The following is a 15664-nucleotide window of genomic DNA, read 5'->3' as shown; positions in this document are numbered from 1 at the left end:
GTACTTACCTCGCATTTTCGACAAAAAAATAATATGGAAAATGGCTGGGAGTCATCACTTCTGCATGACAATAAAGGAAGCTCTACATGAATGTTTCATCATCTTTAGTCTCATTTCTTGATTCGATTCAGTACCATAATCCACATCAACCAGAATACTTACAGGCAGTACGAGAAGTGTTGACCTCTCTTTGGCCTTTTCTTGAACAAAATCCGAAATATCGTGAGCAAGGATTATTGGAGCGTCTGGTAGAGCCGGAAAGAGTCATTCAATTCCGTGTCTGCTGGGTTGATGATCAAGGCAAAGTGCAGGTAAACCGTGCGTGGCGAGTGCAGTTCAGTTCTGCCATTGGGCCATTTAAAGGAGGGATGCGTTTCCACCCTTCTGTTAACCTTTCTATCCTGAAATTTTTGGGTTTTGAGCAGACATTGAAGAACGCGTTGACAACACTGCCAATGGGAGGTGGAAAAGGAGGCTCTGATTTCGATCCCAAAGGGAAAAGCCACGGAGAAATCATGCGATTCTGTCAGGCATTGATGACAGAACTTTACCGTCATTTGGGGCCTGATACTGATGTGCCTGCCGGGGATATTGGCGTGGGTGGACGTGAAGTCGGTTTTATGGCGGGCATGATGAAAAAATTGTCCAACAATACGGCGTGCGTTTTTACGGGCAAAGGTCTTTCTTTTGGTGGCAGCCTGATCCGCCCCGAAGCTACCGGCTATGGGCTGGTTTATTTCACCCATGAAATGCTTAAACGTCATGGCATGGGGATTGAAGGTATGCGGGTGTCTGTGTCTGGGGCAGGGAATGTCGCTCAATATTCCATTGAAAAATGTATGGAACTGGGGGCAAAAGTTGTTACTGCATCGGATTCTGGCGGTACAGTTTTGGATGAAGAAGGTTTTACGCCGGAGAAACTGGCTCACCTTGAAGAGATTAAAAATCAGCGTTACGGTCGTGTGGAAGAGTATGCCAAAGAGCGCAGGCTGACTTTCCTTAAGGGGCAAGATCCGTGGGCCATTCCTGTGGATATAGCCCTGCCTTGTGCGACTCAGAACGAGCTGGATTTGGAAGCGGCGAAGACGTTGATTAAAAATGGTGTGAAAGCGGTTGCGGAAGGAGCCAACATGCCAGCAACGATTGCGGCTACTGATGCTTTCCGTGAAGCAGGCGTTTTGTTTGCACCGGGTAAAGCTGCCAATGCGGGCGGAGTGGCAACTTCAGGGCTGGAGATGGCACAGAACGCAGCGCGCCTGAGTTGGAAGGCAGAGAAAGTGGATATTCGCTTACACCACATCATGCTCGATATCCATCACGCTTGCGTAGAATATGGTGGAGAAGGGAAACAGATCAATTATGTACAGGGCGCTAATATCGCTGGTTTTGTCAAAGTGGCAGATGCGATGTTGTCACAGGGCATTGTGTAGATTGGTTACGTAAAGGTAATTTCCTCGACAATAGAATATTATGATGAAAAATTAAGTTAAACGACCTGAGCCCGGTACAATATCGGGTTCAGACCGTATAACCGCCATATAAAGTGTCCAATATAAGGAGTTCACTTCATAAGGCAGGCTTTCCTGATATGTGATCAGCAAGGATAAATATCAAACCGATGGTTTTTGGTGGTAATTGCAGCGGATGCTTTAACCCCTGCCAACGGCTCTGCATAATCAGGCCGTTTCACGACAACCCGACGTTTCGCCAGCGCCAGAGCAGGTTCAAGCAAATTGTCTGCATCCTCATCAGCCCCGACCAGAGATTGGAAAACCCGCATCTCTTTTTTGACCAGTGCGCTTTTTTGCTTGTGTGGATACATTGGATCGAGATAAACCACATCCGGCGGTGGTGTGATATCTGTCAATGCCGTAATGCTTGAGGCGTGGATCAGCGTCATACGCTCTTTCAGCCAGTCGCCAATCTCTTCATCCTTATAACCACGTTGTAGGCCATCATCCAACAATGCAGCTACCACGGGGTGGCGCTCCAACATGCTGACGTGACAGCCGATAGAAGCCAGTACAAAAGCATCACGCCCCAATCCGGCGGTGGCATCCACGACATTCGGTAAATAATCTTTCTTGATGCCGATGGCCTTAGCGACAGCTTCGCCACGACCACCACCAAAGCGGCGACGGTGTGCCATTGTTCCGCCAACAAAATCGACATAAATCCCGCCCAGCTTTGGCTCATCACGCTTGCGCAGTTCCAGCCGTTCGGGAGTTAATACCAGAGCCATGACTGATTCTTCATCGTGGATCAGATCCCAGCGTTCAGCCAACAGCGATAAGGCGCTGCGATCAGCGCCTTCTTCACAAATCAAACAAATCTTCACAGGTTATTATCCACCGATGCCGTAGCTTTTCAGCATTGCATCCAGTTTTGGTTCACGGCCACGGAAACGGACAAACAGTGTCATTGGATCTTCTGAACCGCCACGGGCCAGGATATTGTCGAGGAATGACTGGCCGGTCGTGCGATTGAAAATTCCCTCTTCCGAGAAGCGAGAATAAGCATCTGCTGCCAGAACATCCGCCCATAGATAACTGTAATAACCCGCTGCATAACCACCATTAAAGATATGGCTGAAGGAGTGCGGGAAGCGTCCCCAATCAGGTGATGGTACAACAGAAACTTGTTTCTTCACTGATCGCAGCGTTTCCAGAATTTGTGCCCCTTTAGCTGGGTCATATTCCACATGCAGACGGAAGTCGAACAGACCAAACTCAAGCTGGCGCAGGATTTTCATCGCAGCCTGATAATTTTTGGCTGCCAGCATATTATCCAGCATCTCTTGCGGCAGTGGTTCATTCGTTTGATAGTGGCCGGAGATAAATGCTAGTGCTTCCGGTTCCCAGCACCAGTTTTCCATAAACTGGCTTGGGCACTCGACTGCATCCCATGGCACACCATCAATGCCGGCAACATCCAGGGCTTCAATCTGAGTCAGCATATGGTGCAGGCCATGTCCAAACTCATGGAACAGCGTTGTGACTTCACTGTGCGTGAACAGCGCTGGCTGATCACCGATTGGCTTATTGAAGTTACAAGTCAGATAAGCGACAGGATTTTGCAATTCTCCAGACGAACGACGCATTCTGCCGACATAACTGTTCATCCACGCACCACCGCGTTTATGCTCACGTGCATAGAGATCTAAATAAAAACTGCCGCGCAATACTTGCTTGTCATCGTACAGATCAAAGAAACGTACATCAGGATGCCATGTATCTACATCGTGTCGTTCTTTGGCGGTGATACCATAAATGCGACGAATGACTTCAAACAGCCCTTCCAGTACGCGTTGTTCAGGGAAATAAGGGCGGAGCTGCTCATCATCAATGGAGAAGTCATGCTGTTTTTGCTTCTCGCTATAATATGGCAGATCCCATGCTTCCAGCTCATCAACCCAATAGTGAGACTCGGCGAAATCGGCAAGAGCTTCCAACTCTTCCTTACCTTGTTGGCGGGCACGTTTAGCGAGATCGTTCAGGAAATCGAGCACTTGCTGAGGAGTTTTGGCCATTTTGGTGGCGAGAGAATCTTCAGCATAGTTCTTGAATCCTAACAATTGGGCGAGTTCATGACGCAACGAAAGTATTTCCGCCATGACTTTACTGTTATCCCATTTTCCGGCATCAGGTCCTTGGTCAGAAGCCCGGGTTGTATAGGCGTAATACATTTCTTCGCGCAGTTCACTATCATCGGCATAGGTCATGACCGGCAGATAACTGGGCATATTCAGCGTCAGCAACCATCCTTCCTGCCCCTTGGCTTCAGCAGCGGCTTTGGCGGCGGCCTTGGCACTTTCAGGCATACCGTCCAGATCGCACTCATCGGTAATCAGCTTGGTCCATCCCATGGTGGCATCCAGCACATTATTACCGAACTTTGCACCCAGCTCAGATAAACGGGCAGTAATTTCACCGTAACGTTTCTGCTTTTCTTCTGGCAAGCCGACACCAGTTAATTCAAAATCACGCAAAGTATCTTCAACAACCTTGCGCTGTGGCTGGGAAAGAGCCTTGAAAGCGTCACTCTCTTTCAGAGACTTATATGCTTGATATAACCCTTTGTGTTGCCCCAGCCAAGTATAGAACTCAGAACGCTGGGTCAGGCTTTGCTCATAGGCCTCACGAAGCTCTGGACTATTTTTGACAGCATTCAGATGGTCAACAGGAGACCACACGCGGGAAAGTTTATCTTTCTCTTCTGAAATGGGTTGGCACAGATTATCCCAAGTAAAGGCGGAGTTTCCGGATAAAATTTTCTCAATTACTTGACGGTAGTTGGCTAACGTCTCTTTCACAGCAGGCACGACATGTTTTGGTTCAATTGCAGAGAACTTAGGCAATGCAGAAGGTGTCAGTAACGGATTAGTCATAATGAGCGCCTTATATGTGTAGTTGAGTATATAGGCCGAAACCTGCCCTATATCCCAATGGGTTGTTGACGATAGATGGGGATAAGATACCGTGAGTTCAATGCTAATGCCGCACTTTTCTGCGAGTAAATAGGCTCTATTTCTATCAGAGATCTGAGAAGTCATAGAGAAGTTTAGATATGACTAGAGACGCGCTATAATCCCCGCTCATCAATTTATTTAATGGAAAATCATCGTCCCCGGTGGGGCGGCTGGACTTCAAATCCAGATGGGGTTGCCAGCGACCCTTGGCAGGTTCGACTCCTGTGATTTTCCGCCACGCATTGTCCGAATATATCCACATTAAGCCTAAAAATTCCTTATTTTCAAATGAATTAATCAATCAAATGAATGAGCTGTAAGCGATGAATTCGGTACGATTTTTACTGACAGTGTTCACTAATTCTGAAGCTCCGAATTCGATGACAACCATTTCTCCACTAGAGATGTAACTTGATTACCCTCTTCACCATATTGCGCCATGACAATGGCTCCATCGATGAGCAATGTAATTTGTTTAGCTAGTGCCAATTTTTCAGATGTGGCGGGCAGGAATTCAGCGAGAATTTCTGTCATTTCCTGCTTATGAGATTGCACGACAGGCTGTATTTCAGGTAATGCCTGAGAAAATTCAACCACAGAATTGATAAAAGCACAGCCGCGGAATTCTGTGCTTATAAACCATTTCTTCAGTACTGCCGGAAGCGCTTTTATGAGGGTTCCATAGACAGACATTTCAGCAGATAACGTCGTACTGAACCAATTAATCCAGCGCTGATGTCTGTATTCGAGAAAAGCCATAATCAAATCATTTTTAGAGGGGAAATGCCGATAGAAGGTGACTTTGGTGACACAGGCTTCTTTGATGATACGGTCTATCCCTGTTGCTCTAATCCCTTCCTGATAAAAGAGATCATGGGAAACTTGGAGAATACGTTCACGTGCAGTTGAGATTTTTTTTGGCATGGTGGCTCCTTTAATAAAATTATCGGACAAGTAGACAGAGTTGTCTACTTGTATTACGATAAAAATGAGTAGACAACTCTGTCTACTTAACTAACAAGGAGTAACATTATGCAAATCCGTCCTCCATTACCTCCTTTCAACAAGGAAACAGCGACTGAAAAAGTACGTCTGGCTGAAGATGCATGGAACAGTTGTGACCCTGAGAGAGTTTCAGGTGTATATGCTCCGGATACTCATTGGCGCAATCGTGCAGAGTTTGTTGATGGGCGTGAAGCTGTAGTGGAATTTTTACGCCGAAAATGGTCAAGAGAGCTAGAATATCGATTGATTAAAGAGTTGTGGGCCTATGATGCGAACCGCATTGCTGTCAGGTTCGCCTATGAATGGCATGATGATTTAGGAAACTGGTATCGTAGTTATGGCAATGAAAACTGGGAGTTTAACGAACAAGGACTTATGATCAACAGATATGCCTGTATTAATGATATGCCGATCAGGGAAGAAGAACGCTTCTTCTTGTGGCCGCTGGGACGCAGGCCTGATGATCACCCCGGACTTTCCGAATACGGGCTTTAATGGTCTTTTTTGTAGACAAATACAATTATCTATAAGAAAGGATATTTCTGGGTTCTGGTGGTCAGCTAAGACTGGCCACAGTTAAACACATTTTAATAACCATTTCTCCGGTTCATATGAATTTCAATATACTGAATGGTGCTATATTGGAGAATAAAAATATGGAACAACACTTCCATTGGCAAAAAGAAAGCTATCAAGTTTCAACAGACAAATCGCTATTAGATATCACTGCTGTTCACCAATTTCTTACACGCTCCCGTTGGGCAGAAGGAATTGATTTCGAAACAGTACAGCACTCTATTGAAAACAGTCTGACGTTTGGGTTGTATAAAAGTAAAGTCCAAATAGGATTTGCCAGACTCGTGACAGATTTTGCAACTTTTGGCTATTTATGTGATGTTTACGTATTAGAAGAATACCAGAAACAACAACTAGGTCGATGGTTGATGATGTGTTGCCAATCTCATCCTGTTATACAACGGTTACGGAGAATTATGCTCGTGACGTCAACGGCACCTTGGTTATATGAAAAATTCGGCTATTCTCCCGTTAATCGTGAAAATGGTGTTTGGCAAATAGTTCGCCCTGACATTTATAAGAAAGAGTAGTTGCGTTTATTGCTTGGCAATAATTCTGGTTGATGTTGAAAAAGATGTTGTTTCAAGTCTATTTCCGGTATTGGCGGGCAAATATACGATAAACTTGGTTTAGATGCACAATCTGTCTGGTTTTTTCGATAATAGTAATATGTCTTTAAGAGCGTTTTGCTTCGTTAAGAGGTAAACCTTCATGCTTCAGTACTGTTACATCATTTCTTATAAAAAACTCAGGGAAAGATAATCTTTCCCTGAGTTCCTGAATATTGACTATCAAAGTGGTTTCTCTATTAAATCATACAGTTTATCAAGTTGATTAATGCGTTGATGGTAACTTTGCAATAAACAGGCAGTATTACCCTTACATTTTTGGCGCTGTTTCAGCCATGCAGTTTGGCTATCATACATCTCGCCTGATACTCCCATGGCGAACAACCCCCGCAGAAAATGATATTTCACGCTCATTTCCACATCCAGATCATTCAGTTTTAAATTTGAACAAATTACTTTTTCATCCGGCGTTTTGGCATTTGTACAGTCAAAACTGGCAGCAAAATTCAGGGGAGTGAAGGTAAGTAACATAAACCAGAGATATTTCATTTACTTCTCCTTGTGGGGAGGAACGACAGGCCCCGGTCCAGTCTGCAATTTTGGTGTCACAATTTTTTCAAACTTGAATGACTGGGCTTTGCCGGCTGCATTTAATTTGCAGGAGAATCGAATATCGTGCCAGCCATCATCTGTCCTATACATACCTATACCGTTCAACTCAGAAGAGTGTTCTAGTCTCATGCTATCCGGTGACACGTCACCAAGGAAAACTTTATCAGCATCTTTGTAATGTTGCTTAATGATGGGCAAAGCAAAAGGGCGACAAATAAACTCGGCCACTTTTTTGGCATCTGACCAATCCTTTACCATTGGCAGAGCAGATTTATCTGTCGTTTGTTCATTAATTTGTTGTTGCAGGTATTGCTTCTGACTTGGGGATAATTGTTGAGATGGTGCTTGCGCTTGTGCAAAGGCTGATAATAGTAAACAGCTTGCCCCCAAATAAGTTAAGTATTTTGAGTAAAGCATAATGGCATACTCCTTGTTTGAGACTAAAAAAGTATGGCACAGATTTTGTATAGGTGCCATTGCATGAAAATATAGCTACATATCAACAAGAGCAATGTTAAAGGACATATTTTCTATTCTTATTTAGAAGAAGATATTCTCCAATTGATAGCTAGAGAAAAAGTTGCGGCTACAGTATCTCTCACATTATCAATAAGAATGATATTAGGATACACCGTGTCTGTAATATGCTGGTGAAGATATGTAACTAATTTATCATTTGCTTCATTTGCCAAATGCTTAATATCAGAGGTGAGTGTTGTAGCACACGTCGTTGCTTGCGCAGGACTTTGAGTTAGTATCCATGATAATTCAAAATATTGTTTTGGAGAATAGTCATTCATCTTTTTAATTTGGTCTGAACCCATTTGAAATACGCTATTTGTATTAGAGTAAAGATGATACATGCCTAACTCACTAAGATAAAAAAAACCTGCGTTTTTATACTTACCAAGATCAACAACGGCTTTTTTATTTTCTATAAAGAATAAAACGGCAGGACGAGTTCCATCATTGGTCAAGGTATTTAAAGTTGATTCAGAAATATCTTTCTTACCATTATGATAGTATAAGTGTTTAATGTTAGCTAATTGATCGAATAAAACAAACCAATCCTTTTGGTTAAAAGGACGATATTTTTTAAGTAAACCTACATCTAAATTGAGGGAATGATCAAGCCTTATTATTATCAGCTCATTATGAGACTCCGTAAACAAATTAATTCCATCAATAATAGATTTAATTGATTCACCATTTGCACCTTCCCATATGGCTATATTTCTATAGTGACCAGTAAAGAATTCTCCATCACTAAGGACAGGCCTAATATCAAAGTATCTTATACCGAGTTTCAATTGCCCTAAGACATTATTAGATTGAGTGAGAGTATTGCATTTAGCAGCCAAAAAGGTTTTCCATGTCACTGCACTCATTCCTGCATCATGGGAACCCGGAATACAAAGTTTATTTATAGGAAGTTCTCCCAGTATATTGCGATGGTCTTGCATCCAAGATTCGGTATTTATATCAGGACCTATATAATTACCAGCATCACCAATAAGAAAGAAATGAACCAATTCATTTGGTTTCCACGCAAGGCTGACTATAGAGTCTTTCTTATGGTTTCTTGTTTCTAAATTATCTAGGTAAATTTCTAAATCGAATCTTCCAATTTCTATTTTATACCTTCCTCGTATTATAAAACTATTATTTTGAGAATCCATTATTTGATATTTTATTTCAAAATTACAATCAGTTATATTGTTATCATCATATGAAATAGAGAAGTAACGATCTTTTTTAGATTTGATGGATTCTGGGAAGTTTGAAACATCCACATTCTGATAGTTTTTTAACGTTTTTTTCCAAACGGAATTTGTGCTGTTAACTAGAATTAGATTTATGATTTTATTCATGATTAGCTCTCCTTGTTAAAAGGAAATTGCATCTTTCTGCTTATATATCACTTTTAAAGTGTGGCGTAAATTATAAAATATCATATATGATCTAATGTGTATTTTTTATTTGTTATTAATTTCAATAAAACATGATGTTTACTTATGTTTTATTTGACCTGCGATTAGCACTATTAATGTTTTCTATAGATTATACTCTACCTCGCTTTATTCTTAGCGAGGTAGAGTATCTAAAATATCTTATGACAAATTATATGACATAAAAATTATTGTGTAGAAAGTAAGTATATTGACTCATAAGGTTTAATTTTTATTTCATGATCTATCTTTGCAGAAGATGAATAATTACTTATTAGTACCTGCCATTCTTTGTTTGAAAGAGACGGTTCTGGAGACCAAAGTTGCGTTTCATCACTTAGATTTGCAATGACCAGCAGGGTTTGATCCTGCCAACGACGCAGATAACACCACAGAGAGGGGTGCTCTGGCAACAGATCCAAGTAATCACCATATGTCAGAATGGGTTGCTGCTTTCTCAATTTAATCAAATTGTGGTAGCAATAGAAGATGGAATCTTCATCCTGTAATGCGGTTTCGGCGTTGATCTCTGAATAATTATGGCAAGGCGCAATCCACGGCGTTCCTGTGGTGAATCCTGCATTTACAGAATCATTCCACTGCATGGGGGTTCGGCTGTTGTCACGGGATTTCTGCGCTAGAATTGCCAGTATATCTTCTGGTTGCATGCCTTTCTCAATACGCTCCTGATACATATTCAGGCTTTCAATATCCCGATAGTCCTCAATGTGCGTAAAGTGAGGATTTGTCATGCCCAACTCTTCACCCTGATAGATATAAGGCGTACCTTGCATACCATGCAGTACCATTGCCAGCATTTTTGCGGATATTTTGTGGTACTGCTGCTCATCCCCAAATCGAGAAACAATGCGAGGTTGATCATGATTACACCAGAAGAGTGCATTCCACGCTTTTTGGTGCATGCCTTGCTGCCAAGTTGAGAAAATCTTTTTCAGCTCAACATAATCTGGTTTTGCGAGAGTCCATTTTTCCCCATTTGGATAATCAACTTTTAGATGGTGAAAATTAAACGTCATGGACAGCGCGGTTCCGTCGAGAGCCCCATAGCGTTGACAGTGCTCCAGGCCCGTGGAGGACATTTCACCGACGGTCATCAATCCCTTGGGTTGGAGGACATCACGGCTCATTTCCTGCAAAAATTCATGTATCCGTGGGCCATCTGTGTAGAATCGACGGCCATCGCCGTGATTATCATCAGGATAGTCCTGCTGTTTTGAGACAAGATTAATGACATCCAACCGTAAGCCATCAACACCACGATCAGCCCAGAACTCACAGATTTTTTTCAGCTCGGCGCGAACTGGTTCATGTTCCCAATTTAAATCAGCTTGTTCTACTGCAAACAGGTGAAGGTAATATTGTTGACTTTCCGCGTGCCATTGCCACGCGTTACCGCCGAATTTAGATTTCCAGTTATTGGGCAAAGAGTTTTCAGAGCCATCCTGCCAGATATAAAACTGACGGTAAGGGCTATCAACGTCCTGCGCGGCTTGGAACCACGGATGTTGGGTTGAAGTATGATTGAAAACCATATCCAAAATGATGCGCATGCCCCGGTCGTGGGCATTTTTCACCAAATTATCAAAGTCCTCCATGGAGCCATAATCAGGATTGATGGCACAATAATCGGCGACATCATAGCCATTATCAACTTGTGGAGATGGATAAATTGGAGTGATCCAAATGGCATCAACACCGAGCCGCTGTAGATAATCCAGCCGTTGGGTGATCCCGTTGATATCTCCTGTGCCGCAACCGGTACTATCCTGAAAACTTTTTGGATAAATTTGGTAGATAACGCTATCCATCCACCATGGTTTTTGTTCCGTCATAAATAGATACCTGCAAAATTAATTGGCTATTTCATTGGGTAAGGTCGCTTTGCGTTCATTTCTACGATAACTTATAACGGTCAGCAGGAATGGCACAATAATTGTGACGAGCATAGCAATAAGATAAATCATCCAAAACTGAGGCTTGATAGAAAGAATTCCCGGAATCCCTCCAACACCGATGCCATTAGCAGTCACATGATTAAGCCCACAAATCAGCCCGGCCAGAGCCGAGCCAATCATCGCGCAGAACATTGGGTAACGGTATTTGAGGTTGATACCATACATGGCTGGTTCAGTTACACCCAGATAGGCTGAAATTGCCGCGGGAATAGAAACCTCGCGTTCCTTTTGTTTCTTACTGGCCCAGATAATTCCGGCAACCGCAGAACCTTGAGCAATATTAGACAACGCAATAATAGGCCAGATTGGGGTTCCCCCGGTGCTTTGGATCATTTGCAGGTCGATTGCCAGCGTTGTTTGGTGTACCCCTGTAATCACCAGAGGAGCATAAAAGAAACCAAACAAGGCGGCTCCGATGGGAGCGAAGCTGCCGGTCATTAATCCTTTGACTGCCCAGGCAACGCCATCCCCGATAGCACGTCCGGCAGGGCCAATCAGAGCATGAGCAAGGAAAACTGCCAGTAGTAGAGAAGTTACAGGAACAATAACAAGGTAAAGGTAGTCTGGTACCCATTTTTTCAGCCGCGTTTCAATCCATCCCAATGTTAGACCTGCCAATAAAGAAGGAATAACCTGTGCCTGATAACCGACTTTAGAAATTGTAAACCAGCCGAAATTCCAGACTTCGGGCGCTTGCTGCCCCAGCAGATAAGCATTCATCAATTGCGGAGAAACCAGCGTAATTCCGAGAATAATCCCCAGAATTGGCGTTCCGCCCATCTTTTTAACGGCAGACCAACAGATACCTACAGGGAGGTAGAAAAATATCGCTTCACCGATGAGCCAGAGAAAATCATAGATACTGTGCCAAACAGGATAGAGTTGAGCGAGCGATTTATCTTCACTAAATGGGATATCCCCGATCAGGTTACGAAAACCAAGAATTAAACCGCCACTGATCAGGGCGGGCAGTAATGGAAAAAAGATCTCAGCAAAATGTGAAATTGCATTTTCATACCATTTCATATTTTGACGAGCAGCTTGTTTAACATCTTCTTTATTAACAGATTGTTTCCCTGTGGTTTCAAGCAGGGCTTTATAATAGACATCCACATTCGTCCCAATCACCACCTGAAATTGCCCGGCATTGGTGAAACACCCCTTAACCATAGGCAATTCCTCGATGGCTTTGGCGTCGGCATTTTCTGGTGTATTAAGAACGAATCTGAGGCGAGTAATACAATGACTGACGGAAGCAATATTCTCTCTTCCACCAATCAAGGTGATAAGATTATCAACATCCTTTTGATTTATTTGTTTTTTTTTCATGCCTTTTCTCCTTTGTATGGCAGGAGTTATAGATAACGGGATCTTTTGATTAACAGTGCGATTAACAGAATGATTACTCTTGTGATGAGATCATGAATAGACTGAAATAATAGCAGATTAATCCTAGACAGATCTTAGTATTTTGAATACGAAAAGATGCTTTGTTTGAGTTTTAGATCACATTTTATGTTATTGATTTGAAGTTAAAGGTTTTTTATATTTGTAACATTTATTATTGTAGTAACTTTTAATTACTTTGGCAATTAATAGATATGGATTATGGATTTATTCCATCGTATGACAATATAAAGAAAGGTTCGCATTCTATTGAGTCGCAGCCACGGTAAATAGTCTCAGTATTATTTGTAAGCGTAATCATTCCGCCGCCATTAATATAAAAATCCCATACTTTACCATTTAATTTGGCTTTTCCTATTATATCACATGGGGTTTGAGAGAAAGCATGGTATGGAGTGTATTCATACGCACTGCTGATTTTAAAAATCTTATCTATGTTTTGTTTGTTTAAATTCCATTTCTTACATTCATCTATAATAATTTTGTCGTTACTTTCAGTTAATTTTAAACCTGACAAATAAGTTATTTCTATTTGTTTATCGTTTGCATAAATGTAAGGATTAAATATCACGAGGGTAAATAATAGTATTTTAAAATTTTGTTTTATCATGTTTATATATTGTTGTTAATAATCCAAGGTGAAAGTATTTACCTCAATCTTGACTATAATCTGCAAGCGGTTATCGAGCAATAACTATTTTGCCATGATTAAATCAGCAATAAATATCGGCAGTAATTTTCCAATTTACTGAATAAATAGAGGGATATAAGGCAAAAAACCTTGTAAGGCTTTTAGGCTAATGAAATAGAGGTTTATTTTCCTCCCGTCACCACCTGCTTAAGCTCCGTTACAATCGTATCAAGTTGCATTGATGCCACACTGCGGATATCGGCTTCGATTTTGCCTTCATTGGCTTTGTATTCCCGAAAATAGATCGCAGTATTACCTTGTCGGAGCTGTGCCAGAATGTCGAATGTATTTTTGCCAATTTTATGTTCATCGAAAGTAATCTCAGCACGAGCGATATCGCGTCCCGCACTGTCCCAAACAATTTTGGCAGAAATACCAGTAATGCGGTTCAGATTCTCAATAAACGGCAACATTCTTAACACCATTTCTGCACCGGTTTCTTTTGTCCCATTCAGATATTTTTCGATGGCCAGTGTCAGGCCGAGAATACCTTCTTTGCCGATTTTCATGGCGCGACCGATACCGTGGCGCTGCTTTTTGACCCATTCCACATAAAGCTGTTTACCGATCACTAATCCACTGGTAGGCCCTTCAATTGCTTTGGCACCGCTATAAATCACTAAATCGGCTCCTTGGTGATAATAGAGTGTTAAATCTTCCTCCGCCGCTGCATCCACAATCAGAGGCAAATTGTGTGCTTGTGCAACCCGCGCGGCATCTGCCACGGTCAGCATACTTTTCTGCACGGCATGATGTGACTTGATATAGAGAATGGCGGCGGTGTATGGGGTGATTTTATCGGCTATTTGTGCTGCACTGCATTCGTTGGCAAAACCTGCTTCAATGATTTTGCCACCTCCCAGTGTAATCATGGTTTCAATCGGAGCGCCAAAATTTACGTTATGGCCTTTGGGCAGTACGATTTCACGGGGAACCGGCTTATGCGAACTGTGCAAGTTAAGCAGTAGATCATTATCATCCCTGACAATGACTGCCGCGACGGATTGGGAGATTCCGGCCGAGGCGCAGGAAACGATGACTGCACTTTCCACATCGAGTAATTTGGCGATGTAATCGCCGGTTTTGTCCACCAAATCATCCATCTCAAAATAGTGTTTCAGTCCTGCTGTAATCTGCTCAATAACTTGATCGGAAGGCGTGGAAACGCCTAATGCCGTCATACGTCCGGCTGCGTTGATCACTTGGCGTAACTGGTATTTTTCATAGAGGAATACCATTGATTGTGCTCCTTTTTGCCGAGGAATTCTTTATAGATATATTTTCCGCCGTTGTATTCTCTGCTACGACAATATGAACGCCTGCAATGATGGCTGCGATGGGAATAAATTGTTGCGTGCCAATCCTGATGTGGCCGTCTGCATCAACAAGTTCAGTGCGTTGTTTTTTCAGTTCAAAAATCGTGATATCGCCATCACGACCGCGCTCCAGTCGTCCTTTGTGCGGCAAATGGAGTAAATTGGCTGGATGGCTTGTCACGCAGTTAAGAATGTATTCGGCAGACAATCCCATATTGAGGAATTTTGTCATTACGCTCGCAAGGCTGTGAACAGGCCCGTCAATGCGGTTTCTTTGGTAGATATCAGAACTGATCATATGAGGATAGGCACCGAATTTGATGGCTTGTTCAGCTACGGTGAAACTGAGGCTTTCTGTACCATGTCCGACATCCAGAATAACCCCTCGCGCCAGAGCCCGTTCAATAGCAAGTTTCAGATTGCCGGCATCATCAAGGATACGATTTGGTTTGCCGTTAAAGCAGTGGGTGATGATATCGCCTTTAGTCAGCAGATCAGCTATTTCCTCCAGCTTGGGGGGAGGATTGCCAATATGCACCATCAGCGGCAATCCATTCTCTTCTTGCATGGTTTTGGCTTGAATGAGTGGTTGGAGACCGTTTTCACCAATCACACTTTTACTTATGCGGGCTTTCAGTCCGATAACAAAGCCCTTGTGACGTCTGACGGCATTTTGCAGTTGCTTATTATCAATCTGAGCCATATCAGCCAATTCGTTTTGGCAACAAATACCGGTACGGGAGATATTCAGGAAAGCATAGACATTCGTTTTGGCTTTACGCGACACAGCATAAAAGTCATCAATATCTTCAGCTCCTGTACTGCCGGCATCCACAACAGTTGTGACACCGCAGGCTGCGCCAATTAAATCGGGTTCATCAAAATAGAGAGGAGAGTGTGGGTAACAATGAGTATGGGCATCAATCCAGCCTGCGCTGATATAATAATGACCGTGTAAATCAATTTCCTTGATAGATGGCAACCCGGTTGCGGCAGAAGGGCCAATGGCGGTGATCCTGCCATCATTAATCACAATATCAATGAAATCCCCGTTAATGAGCTTTCCTTGTTTAATAATTAAGTCGTTCATAAGAT

At 42.6% G+C, this 15664-nt stretch carries 14 protein-coding genes and 1 tRNA gene; 4 read left to right on the top strand and 11 right to left on the bottom strand.

Translation table 11 applies throughout. From position 1 onward, the window contains the following. The first annotated feature begins 86 nt into the window (after nucleotides 1-86). Nucleotides 87-1430 carry an NADP-specific glutamate dehydrogenase gene (gene gdhA, locus Xvie_RS11355; protein ID WP_086109435.1) on the top strand — a complete coding sequence of 448 codons (1344 nt, stop codon included), beginning with the start codon at nucleotides 87-89 and terminating at the stop codon, nucleotides 1428-1430. A gap of 164 nt (nucleotides 1431-1594) precedes the next feature. On the opposite strand, the gene rsmJ is transcribed toward gdhA, so the two are convergent. Next, the gene (gene rsmJ / locus Xvie_RS11350) at nucleotides 1595-2338 is read right to left on the bottom strand and encodes a 16S rRNA (guanine(1516)-N(2))-methyltransferase RsmJ (protein ID WP_086109434.1); all 744 of its coding nucleotides are present in this window, start codon (nucleotides 2336-2338) and stop codon (nucleotides 1595-1597) included. Between the two features lie 6 nt (nucleotides 2339-2344). Continuing rightward, nucleotides 2345-4387 carry an oligopeptidase A gene (gene prlC / locus Xvie_RS11345; protein ID WP_086109433.1) on the bottom strand — a complete coding sequence of 681 codons (2043 nt, stop codon included), beginning with the start codon at nucleotides 4385-4387 and terminating at the stop codon, nucleotides 2345-2347. Between the two features lie 224 nt (nucleotides 4388-4611). Here prlC and Xvie_RS11340 point away from each other — a divergent pair. Next, nucleotides 4612-4706: transfer RNA gene (locus Xvie_RS11340), tRNA-Sec, on the top strand. Nucleotides 4707-4825: 119 nt separating this feature from the next. Here the strand turns inward: Xvie_RS11340 and Xvie_RS11335 are convergent. Next, nucleotides 4826-5392: a TetR/AcrR family transcriptional regulator gene (locus Xvie_RS11335; protein WP_086109432.1), complete on the bottom strand. Its 567-nt coding sequence runs from the start codon at nucleotides 5390-5392 to the stop codon at nucleotides 4826-4828. Between the two features lie 108 nt (nucleotides 5393-5500). On the opposite strand from Xvie_RS11335, the gene Xvie_RS11330 reads away from it, so the two are divergent. Continuing rightward, nucleotides 5501-5968: a nuclear transport factor 2 family protein gene (locus Xvie_RS11330; RefSeq protein WP_086109431.1), complete on the top strand. Its 468-nt coding sequence runs from the start codon at nucleotides 5501-5503 to the stop codon at nucleotides 5966-5968. A gap of 161 nt (nucleotides 5969-6129) precedes the next feature. Then, nucleotides 6130-6579: a GNAT family N-acetyltransferase gene (locus tag Xvie_RS11325; RefSeq protein WP_086109496.1), complete on the top strand. Its 450-nt coding sequence runs from the start codon at nucleotides 6130-6132 to the stop codon at nucleotides 6577-6579. Nucleotides 6580-6840: 261 nt separating this feature from the next. Here the strand turns inward: Xvie_RS11325 and Xvie_RS11320 are convergent, their stop codons facing one another. From Xvie_RS11320 to Xvie_RS11285, 8 genes are all read right to left on the bottom strand, one after another. Then, the gene (locus tag Xvie_RS11320) at nucleotides 6841-7167 is read right to left on the bottom strand and encodes a lysozyme inhibitor LprI family protein (protein WP_086109430.1); all 327 of its coding nucleotides are present in this window, start codon (nucleotides 7165-7167) and stop codon (nucleotides 6841-6843) included. After that, nucleotides 7168-7647, bottom strand: coding sequence for a hypothetical protein (locus tag Xvie_RS11315; protein ID WP_086109429.1), 480 nt, complete (start codon nucleotides 7645-7647; stop codon nucleotides 7168-7170). Nucleotides 7648-7766: 119 nt separating this feature from the next. Beyond that, nucleotides 7767-9101 carry a PI-PLC domain-containing protein gene (locus tag Xvie_RS11310; RefSeq protein ID WP_086109428.1) on the bottom strand — a complete coding sequence of 445 codons (1335 nt, stop codon included), beginning with the start codon at nucleotides 9099-9101 and terminating at the stop codon, nucleotides 7767-7769. Nucleotides 9102-9367: 266 nt separating this feature from the next. Continuing rightward, nucleotides 9368-11032 (bottom strand): alpha,alpha-phosphotrehalase, encoded by a 1665-nt coding sequence (gene treC, locus Xvie_RS11305; RefSeq protein ID WP_086109427.1) that lies wholly within the window; start codon nucleotides 11030-11032, stop codon nucleotides 9368-9370. A gap of 18 nt (nucleotides 11033-11050) precedes the next feature. Next, nucleotides 11051-12484, bottom strand: coding sequence for a PTS trehalose transporter subunit IIBC (gene treB / locus Xvie_RS11300; RefSeq protein WP_086109426.1), 1434 nt, complete (start codon nucleotides 12482-12484; stop codon nucleotides 11051-11053). Nucleotides 12485-12761: 277 nt separating this feature from the next. Further along, entirely contained in the window at nucleotides 12762-13079 is a 318-nt protein-coding gene (locus Xvie_RS11295; RefSeq protein ID WP_139838851.1) for a hypothetical protein, read from the bottom strand. Nucleotides 13080-13375: 296 nt separating this feature from the next. Next, nucleotides 13376-14491, bottom strand: coding sequence for a DgaE family pyridoxal phosphate-dependent ammonia lyase (locus tag Xvie_RS11290; protein WP_086109424.1), 1116 nt, complete (start codon nucleotides 14489-14491; stop codon nucleotides 13376-13378). After that, entirely contained in the window at nucleotides 14475-15659 is a 1185-nt protein-coding gene (locus tag Xvie_RS11285) for an amidohydrolase/deacetylase family metallohydrolase (protein ID WP_086109423.1), read from the bottom strand. The genes Xvie_RS11290 and Xvie_RS11285 overlap by 17 nt, the downstream gene beginning before the upstream one ends. Nucleotides 15660-15664 lie beyond the last annotated feature (5 nt).

The sequence above is a fragment of the Xenorhabdus vietnamensis genome (genome assembly GCF_002127535.1).
GTDB lineage: Bacteria > Pseudomonadota > Gammaproteobacteria > Enterobacterales > Enterobacteriaceae > Xenorhabdus > Xenorhabdus vietnamensis.
The sequence above is the reverse complement of the archived record's forward strand: the minus strand, read 5'-3'. Positions and strand labels throughout refer to the sequence as shown.